This is a genomic window from Nostoc flagelliforme FACHB-838, assembly GCF_014698065.1.
Taxonomy (GTDB): domain Bacteria; phylum Cyanobacteriota; class Cyanobacteriia; order Cyanobacteriales; family Nostocaceae; genus Nostoc; species Nostoc flagelliforme_B.
The window spans coordinates 74,667-90,119 of sequence record NZ_JACJSI010000023.1 but is presented as its reverse complement, the minus strand read 5'-3'; the positions used below and the strand labels follow the sequence as shown (position 1 = coordinate 90,119).

The 15,453-nt window shown below is 44.0% G+C and carries 13 protein-coding genes; 3 read left to right on the top strand and 10 right to left on the bottom strand.

Going from position 1 to position 15,453, the window contains the following annotated elements:
• Window positions 1–462 precede the first annotated feature (462 nt).
• The 4 genes from H6G97_RS14280 to H6G97_RS14265 all read right to left on the bottom strand — a co-directional run bounded on the left by H6G97_RS14280 (window position 463) and on the right by H6G97_RS14265 (window position 3,784).
• Window positions 463–1,857, bottom strand: a complete 1,395-nt coding sequence (locus H6G97_RS14280) for a cytochrome P450 (protein WP_190941236.1) — start codon at window positions 1,855–1,857, stop codon at window positions 463–465.
• 73 nt (window positions 1,858–1,930) lie between these two features.
• On the bottom strand, window positions 1,931–2,746 hold the full coding sequence (locus H6G97_RS14275; RefSeq protein WP_190941235.1) for a TIGR01548 family HAD-type hydrolase: 816 nt from the start codon (window positions 2,744–2,746) through the stop codon (window positions 1,931–1,933).
• Between the two features lie 41 nt (window positions 2,747–2,787).
• Complete coding sequence (locus H6G97_RS14270; protein ID WP_190941234.1) at window positions 2,788–3,258, bottom strand: DUF29 family protein; 471 nt, start codon at window positions 3,256–3,258, stop codon at window positions 2,788–2,790.
• 55 nt (window positions 3,259–3,313) lie between these two features.
• Window positions 3,314–3,784, bottom strand: a complete 471-nt coding sequence (locus H6G97_RS14265; protein WP_190941233.1) for a DUF29 domain-containing protein — start codon at window positions 3,782–3,784, stop codon at window positions 3,314–3,316.
• A 138-nt stretch (window positions 3,785–3,922) separates the two neighbouring features.
• Between H6G97_RS14265 and H6G97_RS14260 the strand changes: the two genes are divergently transcribed.
• Window positions 3,923–4,222, top strand: a complete 300-nt coding sequence (locus H6G97_RS14260) for a 30S ribosomal protein PSRP-3 (protein ID WP_069071048.1) — start codon at window positions 3,923–3,925, stop codon at window positions 4,220–4,222.
• Between the two features lie 10 nt (window positions 4,223–4,232).
• On the opposite strand, the gene H6G97_RS14255 is transcribed toward H6G97_RS14260, so the two are convergent.
• The 4 genes from H6G97_RS14255 to atpD form a co-directional block, all read right to left on the bottom strand.
• Window positions 4,233–6,023: a serine/threonine-protein kinase gene (locus H6G97_RS14255; protein ID WP_190941239.1), complete on the bottom strand. Its 1,791-nt coding sequence runs from the start codon at window positions 6,021–6,023 to the stop codon at window positions 4,233–4,235.
• A gap of 103 nt (window positions 6,024–6,126) precedes the next feature.
• Window positions 6,127–8,232, bottom strand: a complete 2,106-nt coding sequence (locus H6G97_RS14250) for an SPFH domain-containing protein (protein ID WP_190941232.1) — start codon at window positions 8,230–8,232, stop codon at window positions 6,127–6,129.
• A gap of 142 nt (window positions 8,233–8,374) precedes the next feature.
• Window positions 8,375–8,788, bottom strand: coding sequence for an ATP synthase F1 subunit epsilon (atpC, locus tag H6G97_RS14245; protein WP_190941231.1), 414 nt, complete (start codon window positions 8,786–8,788; stop codon window positions 8,375–8,377).
• Between the two features lie 165 nt (window positions 8,789–8,953).
• Window positions 8,954–10,402, bottom strand: coding sequence for a F0F1 ATP synthase subunit beta (gene atpD, locus H6G97_RS14240; protein WP_190941230.1), 1,449 nt, complete (start codon window positions 10,400–10,402; stop codon window positions 8,954–8,956).
• 609 nt (window positions 10,403–11,011) lie between these two features.
• Between atpD and H6G97_RS14235 the strand changes: the two genes are divergently transcribed.
• Window positions 11,012–11,836: a SirB1 family protein gene (locus tag H6G97_RS14235; protein ID WP_190941229.1), complete on the top strand. Its 825-nt coding sequence runs from the start codon at window positions 11,012–11,014 to the stop codon at window positions 11,834–11,836.
• Window positions 11,837–12,048: 212 nt separating this feature from the next.
• Here H6G97_RS14235 and H6G97_RS14230 read toward each other — a convergent pair whose 3' ends face one another.
• On the bottom strand, window positions 12,049–12,492 hold the full coding sequence (locus tag H6G97_RS14230; RefSeq protein ID WP_190941228.1) for an SRPBCC family protein: 444 nt from the start codon (window positions 12,490–12,492) through the stop codon (window positions 12,049–12,051).
• 234 nt (window positions 12,493–12,726) lie between these two features.
• Between H6G97_RS14230 and H6G97_RS14225 the strand changes: the two genes are divergently transcribed.
• Window positions 12,727–14,403 carry a mechanosensitive ion channel gene (locus tag H6G97_RS14225; protein ID WP_190941227.1) on the top strand — a complete coding sequence of 559 codons (1,677 nt, stop codon included), beginning with the start codon at window positions 12,727–12,729 and terminating at the stop codon, window positions 14,401–14,403.
• A gap of 57 nt (window positions 14,404–14,460) precedes the next feature.
• Here H6G97_RS14225 and H6G97_RS14220 read toward each other — a convergent pair whose 3' ends face one another.
• Window positions 14,461–15,348, bottom strand: a complete 888-nt coding sequence (locus H6G97_RS14220) for a shikimate dehydrogenase (protein WP_190941226.1) — start codon at window positions 15,346–15,348, stop codon at window positions 14,461–14,463.
• Window positions 15,349–15,453: the final 105 nt, after the last annotated feature.

Genomic DNA, 15,453 nt, shown 5'->3' with positions numbered 1-15,453 from the left:
GACTTTCAAATTTTATTGGTTGGGGAAATACTGTTGCCAATTTCTCAATCGTCACAGTTTTATGAAATTGCAATAGCATCAGCAAGATTTCCAGCATCTTGTACTGTGTGGGTGTCAGTAGATTCTGAAAGCAGTTTTGGTAGAATTTAGGTAACATTATCATTTGATAGGTCTTGTTGAGAATACCTGACCTATCTTTTTTTACCCCAAAACGGTCACACTCTTATATTTCCTCGGCTTTAGCCCCTTTGTCACCCCTTCAGATTTTATTCTTTTAAATTCGTAATTCTGACTTTAGTCAAAAATATTAGACATAAAGCCGCTTACTACAAATAAAAAATGGCAATTTATTGTTATAAGCAGCTTTAGCCCTAATAATTTACTGAACATGATATAACTTGATTTTTGCTCTTTGCGGAATGCTCTAGTTTCTTGAGCCTTCCCAACCTACGCTGTCAATCTTTAAGCTGAACTAGAACTTATCTGCAAAACAGACTGATTTTCAGGACGCTTCCCTTTCACCACCATCTTCACGCCACCTGCTGGACTAAATAGCAAGCCTTTACGCACTGACTGCACTGGTTTGCTATCAGCCAGTTCCATCTCCCACTGAGACAGCACTTTTGCCAAAACCAGTTTCATCTCAAACAAGGCAAATGCCATTCCAATACAGCGACGGTTCCCGCCACCAAAGGGTAAATACTCATAAGGAGAAAATTGCCGTTCCAGAAAACGCTCTGGCTTAAATTGCTTCGACTGTGGATATAAATCTTCTCGATGATGGGTCAAATAAATAGAGGGAATGAGCAAAGTACCAGGCTCAAAGTTGTATTCCCCAATTTGTAGCGGTGATTTAACCAATCGATTTAGTCCTGATACCGCTACTGGGTAAAGGCGTAGCGTTTCAGAACAGACAGCATTCAAATAAGGCAATCGGAAAATAGCGTTTGGATCTGGTTGTTCACCTAACTTATCTAGTTCTTGCAGCAGTTTTTCCCGCACCTGCGGCTGATGATGAATCCAGTACAGCGCCCATGATAACGAAGTTGCAGTAGTTTCATGACCCGCCACTAATAGCGTCATCAGTTCATCACGTAATTCCAAGTCTGTCATCGGCTCTCCCGCTTCATCACGAGCAGCCATCATCAAAGATAGAATATCAGTCCGAGATGGATCGGCTTGTGCTTTGCGATCGCGAATCTGGGCGTAGATGAGTTCATCAATTTGCTGCCGTAAACGTAAGTATTTCCCCCAAGGACTCCACGCTCCTAAATCCTGTCGCAGTGATGGGAAAAGAAGCAGAACTGTTCTTAAAATCGGGATTTTGGGATTCAGGATTGCAATCAGGAATTCATGGAGTTTCTGGTAACGTAGCCCATCTTCTAGACCAAATACAGCCTTCAAAATTACTTGGAAAGAGATTGCTTGCATTGATGACAGAACTGCAAAGTTTTCTCCAACTTGCCACTGATTAGTTACTTGCTCAGTGATATCGCAGATTAATTCACCATAAGCTAGCATTCGTTCCCCATGTAAGGGTGGTGTCAATAGCTTTCGTTGTCGCTGATGAGGCTTTCCTTCCAGCGCCAGTAGTGATTGGCGTCCTAATAAAGGCGCTTGAATCCCTGCTGACTCACCAGAGTCTAACTGTTTTGGATCTGTAGTAAAAATTTGCCCAATCGCCTGGGGATTGCTAATAAAAACTTGAGGAGCAACATTTTTTCCTAGCTGAAGGGTGAAGATATCACCATAACGTTTAGCACAGTCTTCGATGTATTCTAAGGGATTAGTAAGCCATTGATACATCTGTAGCCAAGGGTGAGTTTGAGGGCCGTTAGGCAGTTTAAGTGCAGACATTTTATTTATCTTCCAATAATTGGAGCAAGATTGTTATCAGCCAGTTATTCATGCACCCCTAGCTTGATTAATCTTAGACCATAGATTGGGCAGATGAACTCACCAATTCTTGAATTTGTCTTGGAGTCAATTCTTGCACATTACGCAAAACTACTGCTGCTCCTGCTGCTATTAGCATTTCACCATAAGCATCACTACGCGGTGCTGTTCCCTGTACGTGTGGCGGTAAAACTCCTACACCAAGCCAAGTGCGAGAAGAATCTAGACTCCGCGCTTTCTCGACGGTATACATATCTGCTACCGTATCTCCTACATACACGATCGCTAATTTTTGCTCAATTCCATTTTCTAACTCACGAACTGTAGCAAAAAGTCCCGTAGGGTCAGGTTTCCCTGGCGCATCTTCCATCGCAATCAACACTGGAGATTTCAAACCCAGGCGTTTTTCTAAAACATAGTTGGCAGAAGCACGAGTTGCACCGCTAAAAAATCCCCACGCAATCCCGGCTTGGGTAAGTTGTTCTAAATAGCTAGGTTGTAATAATAAGGGTTCATTACAGATATACCCAGTAAAATTATTTGGGTCTGTACCTCGGTAACGCGATTGAAAAAAAGCAACGATCGCACTGTAATCTAGTTGTAGTTGTTCGCGCGTCTGTCCTTGGGTTTCAAAGTAGCGGTAAATTAATTCCTGTGATGCTTCCCAATCGTTATTCCACACGCCTTCAGACTTTAGTTGGTCAATATCCAGTGGGGTTGGACGATATGCTTGGGTAGTAAAATATTCTACGGTATCTGCGATCGCCCGGCGATAGGAACCGCTAACATCGCGCACAACGCCATCAATATCGAAAACAATGATCGCTTTTGCAGAAATTGGTTGAGTCATGGGGTAAGGAAGCAAAAGAGTTTTAAATCATCATAATGCGCTCATGGCTCAGGTAAAAAATCGGAGTCAAGGGCTTGCTCTGGCGTGAAGAGAGATTTTTCTGGGAAGATAGCGATGTCTAATCCAGTTTTAATGACAGCCAGCCGTCTAGCGGTTTGATAGCTTTCGGCAAAAACCTGATCAAAGTAAGGTTTCAAACTCGGACTTTCCTGAAGTGCCTTTTGGACTCGCCTGCGGTGTTCCAAAATTGTGTACTGCCAACTTTTTGAGCGCCTTTCAGTTTGAATTTGGTATTTGAGCAGATGCATCAGCAAGACTTCTAGATTGCTCTCCAATGCCCGCTTTTCACTTCTGCCCATTGTTTCAATTTCTTCAATTAAATTCTCTAAATCTAGTTCTGTGAGCCGACCTTGCTTGAGCAGTTCTGCCGTGGTTTGAATCCACAGGTAAAAGTCTTGCTCATACAAATCTGAACCAGATGTTGTTTGAGATTGGGGCAGTTGGGCAGTCACGTCGCTTTGCTCCGAATTCAAAATTAACAGTAAAATATTTTACGTGAGGTTGAAATTATGGCTCAGGCAAAAAATCGGGGTTGAGGGTTTGCTCTGGCGTGAAGGGAGATTCTTCAGGGAAGATAGCCAAATGCAATTCAGTTTCATCGGTAGCCAAGAGCCTAGCATCGTTATAACATCGCCCGAAAACCTCATTAAAATAGGGTTTAAGGCTAGGACTTTCTTCTAGAGCTTCCCTGAGGCGTTTGCGATGCTCCCGAATTGTTGCTCGCCAACTACCAGAGCGCTTATCGGCTTGATATTTATACTTCAATAGATGCATCAGTACCATTTCCAAGTTGCTTCTTAGTGCTTTCTTTTCACTCCTGCCCATCGTTTCAATTTCTTCAATCAAATTCTCTAAATCCACTTCTGTGAGCCGACCTTGCTTGAGCAGTTCTGCTGTGGTTTGAATCCACAGGTAAAAATCTTGCTCATACAAATCTGAACCAGATGTTGTTTGAGATTGGGGCAGTTGAGCAGTCATAAGCATCTTTAGTTAGCGCCGACTAAACCTTATGGTAGACCATTCTCAATCACTGTTTGGTCATTTGATATAGTATTGCGTTAAAATAAGCGATCGCTATCCTAGTTCAGTAATGCCCGGAGATTCCCGGAGGTGTGATTGACCAAGTTTATTTTGAAAATTCTGTGGTTAGACGAGAACGTTGCTCTTGCAGTCGATCAAATTGTCGGCAAAGGCACAAGTCCCTTGACTAAGTACTTCTTTTGGCCCAGAAATGATGCCTGGGAAGAGTTAAAAAAGGAATTAGAGTCCAAACATTGGATTACTGATGTGGATCGTGTCGAGTTGCTTAACAAAGCGACAGAAGTGATTAACTACTGGCAAGAGGAAGGTAGAAACCGTCCAATGGCAGAAGCTCAATTGAAATTTCCAGAAGTTGCCTTCACAGGTAGCGCCTGATATTACAAAATTAGCTATTGTCCTGTTCTACAAGCTGCCACAGTTTGATAGTCTTGTCCCGGCTGCCACTTGCAATTAATTGTGTAACTTTGCTTATAGCAACAGCAGATACTGAGTCTATATGACCAGAGAGAGTAACAATCTCTTCTGCTGTGCTTACTTTCCAAAGTTTAACTGTTTTGTCACAACTTGCACTTAGAAGTGTTTCGCCATCGGCAGTAAAAGCCACAGCCACCACAGACCAGGAATGGCCTACAAATGTGCAAATTAGCTGACCAGTGTTTACCTCCCACAATTTAATAGTGTTATCATCACTACCCGTCGCCAAAATTTGACCATCAGGACTAAAAGCGACTGTCAAAACCGCCCATGCATGACCCGAAAGGGTGCCTAACAAGCTATAGCATGGGCGGTTTTCAAATTCTTTTTGAGAACTTTCTAATGCAGGTATCTGCCACAGGCGAATTGTTCTGTCATAACTTGCGCTAGCTAAAAGCTGTCCTTGGGGACTAAATGCTACTGAATTTACTTGTAATTGGTGTCCAGTTATGGTGCAAATTTCTCTGCGATTATTTACATCCCAGAGTTTGATTGTCTTATCCCAGCTACTACTAGCGAGAATCTGCCCACTTGGACTGAAAGCAACTGATTTGACAGCGTGTGCGTGTCCCAAGAGGGTGCAGATTTCCTCTAATGTCTTAACCTGCCACAATTTGATAGTTTTATCATCGCTAGCAGTTGCCAAAATTTTTCCGTCAGGACTGAAGGTAACTGATTTTACAGCTTGGGAATGTCCAGATAAGCTAGCTAGGACTTTTTTAGTATTTAAATCCCACAATTTGATATTTTTGTCATCACTAGCACTGGCTAAAGTGTAACCGTCAGGACTAATGGCAAGAGCATTCACACTACTTAATGTCCCAGAATGCCCAGTTAAGGTATGTAAGCATCGCCAAGGAGGATTTGGTAATTTAAAATTTTGAGTTTTACATTCCATACCCATTGCTTGCATAACTTCATCAGCCGATTGAAAGCGGCGGTTAATAGTCTTTTGCAGCAGCTTGTCGAGGATTTGCGCCAAGCGTAGACTCTTTGAGTCTTGTCGCCCGACATCGCTTACCTTAGTAGTAAGATATTGTTGCCAAACCCAGCAATCGTTAGCAATATCATATAAATCAAAGGGCGGAATCTGGGTAAGTAAGTAAATACAAGTTACACCCAAGCTATATAAATCACTAGCAAAAACTGCTTTTCCCTTCGCTTGTTCTGGTGCAGAGTATTCTGGACTACCGATACTGGTTTCAGATCTTAGCCGATCAATTTCTGTAACGATTTTTACAGTGGTAAAATCGACTATAACGAAATTCCCCTTTTTAGCAATTGGGGATCTGCGGATGATATTTTGGGGTTTAATATCGCGGTGGATGATGTTGCGATCGCTAATCAACTGAAAAACTGGCAACAAATCTTCTAACAGTTGCCAAATCTGAGTTTCATTAAAAGTGCCTTCTTCTTCAACCACCTGAGCTAAATTAGTGCCTGCAATAAACTCCTGCACTAAATAGAAATGCCCATCTTGCTGAAAATAATTTAATAATGCAGGAATTTGGGGATGCTTACCTAATTTTTCTACCTGTTGCGCCTTTTTCTGAAAAGTAATAGAAGTTTCGTATTCTGGCGATAATTCTTGAACGACGCAAGGAATTGGAGGAAACTCACTCTCATCTACAGCGAGGAAGGTTTTAGAAAATCCCCCTTTACCAATCTGCTTGATTAAACGATAACGTTCTTGTAAAAGCAAAATTTCTCTACCTACAAGGTGGGCATTTTGCCCACATAAGATATTGCTGTTTGTTTCTTGTAAGGGCACAACAATGTTATGCCCCTACCTCATGTTTCTGATGTTACTTATCTACAGGAAAATTCACAACTATCGGTGGATGACCGTTTTCTGGGGTTGGTTGTGTTTTGGTAACTACTGGTTGTGGATGCAAATGTGTTGGTGTCAATTCACCCTTACCAGTTTGATTCCATAGAATCATGGATAGTAGCCCATCCACTAAGCCGTTATTGCTGCCGTTACTGCCAACTAAGACATCTGGTATCAAGCGGACATTGCGATCGCCTATAATCTGCATTAGTTGCATTGCTGTATAACCTTGTGAACCCAAGGCTTCCACACCAACGCGGTAGGTTTCAGCTTTGGCGTTACCTGTGGCCCGAATACCTTCAGCCTCAGCAATTGCCCGGAGTTTTGTCCCCTCAGCTTCACCGTTCGCCTGCTTAATTTGGGCTTTGGCTTTTAGGTCAGCAATATGCACACTCTGCTCCGATTTCACCATTTCTTGCTGAATATCCGCCAATGCCGTTTCCCGGACAAGCTGCTGCCGTTGGGTTTGCGCCATCTGCTGGACTTCATAAGTCTTGCGTTCTTCTTCGGCAATTTTTCGGTCTGTCTGTGTCTGCATTAGTGATGCTGGTGGCAAAATATCACCAATGAGGGTGTCGATCGCTTGCACGTCATAAGCCCGCAATGCTGTTTTAATATACTCAGCAGCCTCAGATTGTCGTTCGCTCCGAGCGGTGAGGAAGTCTAGTACAGTATAGTCTTGGGCTGAGTTGCGGAAATAATTACCGATAGTTGGTTCTAATACATGGTCTACCAGATTTTGCATTGCACCAACGCGAGAAATTACCTTCGGAGCATCTAAAGCACCCACATGGATAATTTGTGCTACTTCTAAATCAAAGGCAAACCCATCACGCGATCGCACTGTTAAAGAAGCCAGTTTAGCATCATAGCTGTGGCGTTCAGTCCGACCTGACCAGTTTAAGACGATGTTGGTCGTTGGTACTAGTTCAATCTTCATAATCCGGGAGTTAATCGGGTGCTTACCAGGATATAGCGGTTCGACCCACACACCCTTATGTCCCTGATTCACCAAGTTACCGTGGGTGAAAGCTGCACCACTAACATCTTGATGTGCCTTACCCACGAAAGAAATTACTACACCTACATACCCAATGGGAATTTCCGTCATCGGCACTTGCTCAACTTGGACAAGCCAGGGGTTCAAGTTCCAAGAACCAGAAAGCAATATCTGTTCTTGTAAACCTCGCCGCCCACCTCCATTAATAAATTTCTGACCATTTTGGAAGTTGTCGTGTCCATCAATTATCGGGCCTGCAAGTTCACCGGCAGAAATTGGTACACCATCTAAGGTAGTGACAATGCCAACTTTGTCAGATGCCAGACTGTACACCCGCAACTGTTCTGGAGCCATGCCATGAGCGCTGGCATTTGATGCCATAATGACTTTAAACAAGGCGGTATTAATCCGGTACGTACCAGCCGTGAGAAAACCCATCTGCCGCCCTTTCTCACCACTTTCGGTGAGGAATTTTCGAGCATCTTGGAAGTTATCGCAACTGACAATTTTACCCAAAATCCTTTCTGGGGGGATGGATGCGCCATCTGCTGCCACAATCAAAGCAATTTCCCCTTGGGGAACGACAATTACCGATTCTTTCTTTACAGAATACTGCCAAGGCCAATAGCCCCAATGCCAACCAGGAGCTAAAGTATCTGCTTGCAAGCCAGCTTCGCCGTTGAGGGCAATTAAACTGCCGGCAGGAAGTCCACGCCCGGAAAGGGTAAATTTCCTGACTACAATGCCAACTTCACGTTCGCCAATAACTACCAGTCCGCCAAAGAACAGGGGCACGAATATGACGAAACCGCCGACAAGTAGGATGGGAACTAGTACAACAGGATCAATTCCAGCAGTTTGATATTGAGTCTTACCAGTTTGTAACTGGGCAATATTTGGTGTGGTTTGATTTCGTTGGACTGATGCCGAATTAATTTCTTTTGCAGTAGTTATTTTTACAGAAGTAGCATTTACAGAATGAATACTACCAGCCATCGCTAACATTGCGACGATAGATGCTGCAAAACGAACTGCCTGATTTTGTTTCCGCTTGCCAAGCAAAGATGAAAAGCTTTTCATAATTTTTGCCCATCTGGGCAACTAATTAGCTAAGTTAACACTTCACTAAGGCTGGGTTCAATTTCTTAAACTTGACGTAATTTTTTTTAAATTAATAAATATTTCGGTGTAGGTTGGATATTGCCCAACCTACAAAGTTAAATTAGACCGAACCGCCAGCGGCTTGAAACCGAGCGCGGGCACGTTTTAAGGCTTGAGTTGCCTGGATTTGGGCTTGGCGATCGTCTGCTGACACTTGACTTATACGCGCTTCTGCTTGGTTGTAAGCAGTACGGGCTTCATCAAGGTTAATTTTGTCGCCACGTTCAGCGCCGTTAACCAGAATTGTTACTTCATTTTCTTCGACTTCGGCAAAGCCACCCAAAAGAGCGATCGCTTCCCAATTCTGATTTTTAGCGGCACGGACTCGCATTACACCAGTATCCAAAGCGGTCAAAAGTGGTGCGTGTCCAGTTAGGATACCTAGTTGACCAGTCGTGCTAGGCAAAACAACTTCTTCAGCTGGGGCATCCCATACTGTTTTATCTGGGGAAATTACACGAACGGTTAATGTCATTTGTCCTTTGTCCTTTGTCCTTCGTCCTTTGTCCTACCCTGCGGGAAGCCCTTGGCGTTCTCGAAGAGTAGCCGCTGGCGCGTCTATGTCATTCGTCTTTGGGAATTGCCATTAGTCATTAGCGGTTGAACTAATGACCAATGACTAATGACTAATGACTAATGACTAACCTTTGATTTTTGCAGCTTTAGCGATCGCTTCGTTAATATCGCCAACCAAGTAGAAAGCCTGTTCTGGCAGATCATCCAACTCACCAGACAGAATCTTTTGGAACCCTTTGATGGTATCTTCCAACTTCACGTACTTACCAGGAGAACCGGTGAATACTTCTGCTACAAAGAACGGCTGAGACAAGAAACGCTCAACTTTCCGGGCCCGCGCTACGATGAGACGGTCATCTTCAGACAATTCATCTAGACCAAGAATAGCGATAATGTCTTGGAGTTCTTTATAGCGTTGTAGAGTTGATTGCACCGCCCGAGCAGTATTGTAGTGTTCGTCACCTACAATGTTGGGCTGGAGCATGGTGGAAGTAGAGTTCAATGGGTCTACTGCGGGATAAATTCCCTTTGATGCCAAACCGCGAGACAGCACTGTTGTACCGTCCAAGTGGGCGAAGGTGGTAGCAGGTGCGGGGTCAGTGAGGTCATCCGCAGGTACGTATACTGCTTGAATGGATGTAATCGAACCCTCGGTAGTCGAGGTAATCCGCTCTTGCAGTTCACCCACATCGGTTCCCAATGTAGGCTGATATCCTACGGCTGAAGGCATCCGACCGAGTAGCGCCGATACTTCCGAACCTGCTTGTACGAACCGGAAGATGTTGTCAATAAACAACAGCACATCCTGTTTACTTACGTCCCGGAAATACTCTGCCATTGTCAATCCTGACAGACCAACCCGCATTCTCGCTCCAGGTGGCTCGTTCATCTGACCATACACAAGAGCAATTTTAGAATCATTGAGGCTCTCGTTATTGATTACCCCAGATTCAATCATTTCGTTGTAGAGGTCATTGCCTTCACGGGTGCGCTCACCCACGCCAGCAAAAACGGATACTCCACCGTGCTGAGTAGCGATGTTGTTGATCAACTCCATCATGATCACGGTCTTACCAACACCAGCACCGCCGAACAGACCAATCTTACCGCCGCGTCGATAGGGAGTCAGAAGGTCAACAACTTTAATCCCAGTCTCAAACACCGAAGGTTTGGTTTCCAGGTCGGTGAATTTAGGAGCAGAACGGTGGATAGGTAAAGTTGTCTCAGCATTTACAGGCCCCCTGTTGTCTACAGGTTCGCCAAGAACGTTGAAAATCCGGCCCAAAGTGGCTTTACCAACTGGTACGCTGATAGAAGCGCCTGTATCGACAACTTCCAAACCGCGTACTAAGCCTTCGGTGGAACTCATTGCAACAGTCCGCACTTGGTTGTCGCCCAGCAGTTGCTGTACTTCAACAGTGAGGTTGAGTTCCTGTCCAGCTTCGTTCGCACCTTTGATGATCAAGGCGTTGTAGATTTGTGGCAATTTCCCGCCGGGAAATTTAACGTCTACAACTGGGCCAATGATTTGGGTAATGTAACCAATGTTTGTTTTTTCTGCGGTTGTGACCATGCTGCGCCTAATGATTGAAGCTAGATTTCAGATGAGGTCGGAGAAGACATAAAATTAAGCAATGTCACCTTTCAGATTAGCACTGAACGACCCTACTCTACGCCATAAATTGATCCTTAAGACTGGGGCTTCGGAATCAAAATTAAGGTAAGTTTTAGCATCAGGACTGGAGAACACTCAAAATCAAAACTGGCGTGTCAGGATGGTGCAGAGGCAGCAGGGTTCAAACTGAGTTAGTTATAAATTTATGCTTTAGTTAGGTCTTTGAGTATTGTTTGTACTTTTATACAGAATCTATATTGAGACTACCGAAAGCCAGAAGTCTAGTTAGGGACTTCCACTTAAAAAAAGACTCATCGCTTTGCTGGGCAGGGGGCGCAGGGGGAGCAGGGGAGGAAAAATCTAGCGATCGTCTTCGCTCCAAAAATTGAATAATTTAATTTTGGGAAGTCCCTTATCTAGAAACTACATTTCCAAAACTTTTGAACCAAAACTTCTGAATATCAATAAGATAAAGATAGATACGAAAAACTGCTTTTAGCCAAGCCGCGATGCCTAGGTTAAGCGTAGCTAGGGCTTCATCCTCACATTTCCACCGAGCAACAGCTTATGAATTTCTCGTCAGCACGACAATATTTTTATCAAGAGATTCAGCAGTCTGACGAGCAAATTGACTTAGCAAAGGCAGCTTTGTATATTGCACTAGAAGAATATCCTAACCTAGACCCAGAGGAATATCTCAACGCCCTTGATACAATGGCATGGGAGTTACAAGAACGTCTACCTGACTCACGATATCCTTTGCGGATAGTTCAAAGTATTAATCAGTATCTCTACGAAGATTTAAAGTTTTCTGGTAATAAAATTGACTATTACGACCCGCGCAATAGCTTTTTCAATGATGTAATCGAGCGCCGACTGGGGATTCCTATTAGCTTGGCGTTGGTTTACCTAGAGGTTGCGCGACGGATTGATTTCCCGATGGTGGGTGTGGGGATGCCGGGACATTTCCTAATCCGCCCAGATATTCCAGATATAGAGATTTTTGTGGATGCGTTCAACGCTGGTGAAATAATATTTGCTCAAGATTGCGAAGAACGACTGTCTCAGCTTTATCAGCAACCCGTGACGCTGCAACCAGAATTTTTAGCTGTAGTCAGCAATCGGCAATTTTTGGCACGGATGCTGACAAATTTAAAATTTATTTACCTCAAACAGCAAGAGTTAGAAAAAACGCTAGCAGCAGTTGAACGAATTTTGTTGCTGTTTCCTGGTTTAACTTTAGAAATGCGCGATCGCGGTTTGATTTATTATCAACTCGGTTACTATCCCCAAGCCGTAGATGACTTACAAAATTATTTAACAAAAGTTCCTGATGCCGAGGATGCATCTATGATTCGAAGGCTACTTACCGAATTGGGGAAAGAACGATAGGGACTGGGGACACTTCTCTCCAAGACGCTTTGCCTAGCTTGCTTTTACGTTCGCGTAGTGTCTCGTAGGGAAGTGGTACGACATGGTTCGGCTACGCTCACCAGTCGCAGTAGTTGAGCGCACTCGAAACTCAGTGCAGACGCTCGTGCCTTGCTAACGCTGCGCTATCGCTAGGGACTGGGAAAGGGTTTTCCTAAGCCAATGACAAATGACTAATTTTGTTCTTCTGCGACTCGTTTGAGGCGGCGCAGTTGGGCTTGCATATCTTGTTTTGTCCAAGATGCAGCAAAGGTGTTGAAACCCCAACTCACTAAGGGGTTAGGAATATCGTACTCAAAGCGGTTCAATAGAAGCGTTCCCTTTTCTGTAGGTTGACATTCCCAGCGATCGCGTCCTTGAAAAAATCCCTGAAATTCCCAAACTACCAAACCTGGCTGTCGTTCTACAACTACGCTATTAAGCGTGGGTTTTAGTAAAGGAATTTGAATGATAAAACGACTTTTACTGCCTACATCAGTACTCCAAGCTTCACCTACAGGTTCGCAACGGAGTACAGGGTTGAGCCAACGGTGCATGAGAGCTAAATCGCTAATACAGCGCTCTACCACCGTAGCTGTAGCATTAATTTGAATCGATTGTTCCAAAACTTGGGACATTCTACATCTTTGGTGCTGTTGCTGCAATTAGAGTAACGCAAAATTCGACAAAGCAGGGAGTGGGGGCAGGGGAGGCAGGGGGAGAAATAAGTTATGCCCAATTTAAATAGGAGTAACAAAGTCAATAATTAGTCTTGATATCGATCAATATATGTATGTTTTTACTGGTAAATTGATAGGCAAAACACTGACTTAGTGTTTGCGGCAAATATTTAAGCATAATTCCCGAAAACCATGAACACAACTTCGCAAGGAATAACCGAGGTGATGTCTACTACGGGCTACGCCTACGGAGTTGCTTTGTCCACAAGGATGCAGCAATTTTTGGCACAATCCTCGCCTAACCTGCAACCAATGCAACCAGCAGTAAATCAAGGAATCGCTGATGTGCGAGGTATTGTTCAACAGTTGATTCTGTTTACACCCCGTTTACTGGGGGCAGTAGCAATTTTGCTAGTAGGTTGGTTAATTGCAGCGATCGCAGCAGCAGTGACGCGAGGAATCCTCAACCGCACAAACATAGATAACCGCATTGCCGCAGGAATAACGGGTCGTCAAGATGTTCCCCAAGTGGAGAAATTCATCTCCAGTTTAGTCTTTTGGAGCATTATCCTGTTGACGGCGGTAGCTGTTTTACAGACATTGGATCTGGAAATTGCCTCTCGACCTCTCAATAATTTTCTCGATCAACTGATTGGCTTTTTGCCAAAGTTAGTTGGTGCGGGAATCCTTTTGGCAGCTGCCTGGTTTTTAGCGACCATTGTGAAAATTATCACTGTGCGCTCATTACAGGCATTTAATCTGGATGAGCGTTTGAATCCAGAACCAGAAAACAGCGCACCTAGCCTCAATCAACTATCTCTGAGTGAGACGATTGGCAATGCTCTGTATTGGTTTATATTTTTACTGTTTCTTGCCCCAGTTTTGGATACTCTTGGACTTAGGCAGGCTCTACAACCAGTCCAAGCTCTAATTACACAAGTTCTGCTAATTCTGCCGAACATTTTAGCGGCAATATTAATTGCTGTAGTTGGCTGGTTCATAGCTAACGTGGTACGGCGGATTGTAACAAACTTGCTGGCGACAACTGGTATAGACAATTTAGGTACTCGCTTGGGATTATCCTCGGCTGCGGGGGTGCAACCTCTATCGAGTATTATCGGCACAATTGTCTATGTTTTGATTTTGATTCCTGTAGCGATCGCAGCGCTTAATGCCTTGCGAATTGATGCGATATCAGTGCCTGCGATCGCAATGCTGCAACAGGTTCTCAACGCCCTCCCTGCTATCTTTACAGCCGTAGCAATTTTGATTGTTGCCTATTTTGTGGGGCGGTTTATCGCAGATTTGGTTACAAGCATCCTCACCAATTTAGGCTTTAATAACATTTTCACTATTTTGGGTCTGGCAACACCCAGCAGACGCATCGAAATTTCCACAGAACCAACAGTTGAACCTACTCCAAGTCGCACTCCATCGGAAGTTGCAGGTATTGTTGCTTTAGTGGGTATCATGCTATTTGCAACAGTGGCGGCGGTGAATATCTTGAATATTCCAGCCCTGACAGCATTAGTGTCTGGTATTGTCATCATATTTGGACGGATTTTGGCAGGATTAGTAATATTTGCCATTGGCTTATTCTTGGCAAATCTGGCTTTTAACATCATTACCAGTTCCGGCGATCGCCAAGCCCAGATTTTAGGGCAAGTAGCGCGGATTGCAATAATTACCTTAGTCTCTGCAATGGCACTGCAACAGATTGGAGTTGCCAGTGATATTGTGAATTTAGCTTTTGGACTTTTATTAGGTGCGATCGCAGTTGCTATAGCCCTAGCCTTTGGTCTTGGAGGGCGCGATATTGCACGAGAGCAAGTTCAAGAATGGCTAGACTCTTTCAAAGGTAGAAATTAAAAGTAAAAAAACGTCCCACAGGAGGGGCGCAAGACCTTGCGCCCCTACAAAATCTCTTCATCCCCCCAAACCCAGGTGATTTTGTAACGCTTGACGCATCACTTCTACAGGCAAAGCTTCCTGCTGCAACCAGATTTTTAATGCTGCTACCCCTTGCTGGACTAGCATTTCTAGACCATCGATCGCAATTGCCCCTTGTTTTTCTGCCTGCTGTAGAAATTGCGTTGGTTTAGGAATATAGATTAAATCGTAAGCGATCGCACCTGTTGGTAAATTCGCTATTTCCTCTACACTCAAAGGCGATTCGTTAATTTTGGGATACATCCCAATCGGAGTTGTGTTTACTAGCAGATTTGCTTGGGGAATTAGCTTTGGTAATTCTTCCCATTGATGAACCTGGAATTTTTCGGCTAGGGTTGAATTGCTCCAACTATTGCGAAATTCTTGTAATCTCTGCATATTGCGCCCAACAACATGAATTTGGGCAAAACCTAACTGAATACAACCTGCTACAACTGCTCTCGCTGCACCGCCATTACCTAAAATTACCGCTACTTTCTGACTCCAATCCTGTTTATATGTTGTCTGCAAAGGGGCAATAAATCCTTGTATATCTGTATTTGTGCCTACCCATTTGTTATTTTGGCGGCTAACAGTATTTACTGCACCGATAGTTTGAGCCAGGGGTGTAATTTCTGAAAGCAGGGGGATGATTGCTTGTTTGTGAGGTATTGTCACACTAAAGCCGACAACCCCAACAGCCGCGAAACCTGCGATCGCCACCTCTAAATTCTCTGGTTCAATCGGAAAAGGCAGATAAACGTAATCTAAACCTAATTGGGCGATTGCAGCATTATGCATCACTGGCGACAGCGAATGTTCCACAGGATGTCCAATGACTCCTAGTAGTTTAGTTTTGCCTGTAATTAAATTTTCTTTTGTCATTTGTCATTTGTTATTTGTCATTGGCTTAGGAAAACTCTTCCCCAGTCCTCAGTCCTTAGTCGCCACTCCCCACTCCCGACTAGTTTACAATTATTAAAAGCTACT

Bases quoted from the DNA above. Each gene is read 5' to 3' on its own strand.
- H6G97_RS14280 (WP_190941236.1), bottom strand. From the start codon at position 1,857: ATGTCTGCACTTAAACTGCCTAACGGCCCTCAAACTCACCCTTGGCTA.
- H6G97_RS14275 (WP_190941235.1), bottom strand. From the start codon at position 2,746: ATGACTCAACCAATTTCTGCAAAAGCGATCATTGTTTTCGATATTGAT.
- H6G97_RS14265 (WP_190941233.1), bottom strand. From the start codon at position 3,784: ATGACTGCTCAACTGCCCCAATCTCAAACAACATCTGGTTCAGATTTG.
- H6G97_RS14250 (WP_190941232.1), bottom strand. From the start codon at position 8,232: ATGAAAAGCTTTTCATCTTTGCTTGGCAAGCGGAAACAAAATCAGGCA.
- atpC (WP_190941231.1), bottom strand. From the start codon at position 8,788: ATGACATTAACCGTTCGTGTAATTTCCCCAGATAAAACAGTATGGGAT.
- atpD (WP_190941230.1), bottom strand. From the start codon at position 10,402: ATGGTCACAACCGCAGAAAAAACAAACATTGGTTACATTACCCAAATC.
- H6G97_RS14235 (WP_190941229.1), top strand. From the start codon at position 11,012: ATGAATTTCTCGTCAGCACGACAATATTTTTATCAAGAGATTCAGCAG.
- H6G97_RS14230 (WP_190941228.1), bottom strand. From the start codon at position 12,492: ATGTCCCAAGTTTTGGAACAATCGATTCAAATTAATGCTACAGCTACG.
- H6G97_RS14225 (WP_190941227.1), top strand. From the start codon at position 12,727: ATGAACACAACTTCGCAAGGAATAACCGAGGTGATGTCTACTACGGGC.
- H6G97_RS14220 (WP_190941226.1), bottom strand. From the start codon at position 15,348: ATGACAAAAGAAAATTTAATTACAGGCAAAACTAAACTACTAGGAGTC.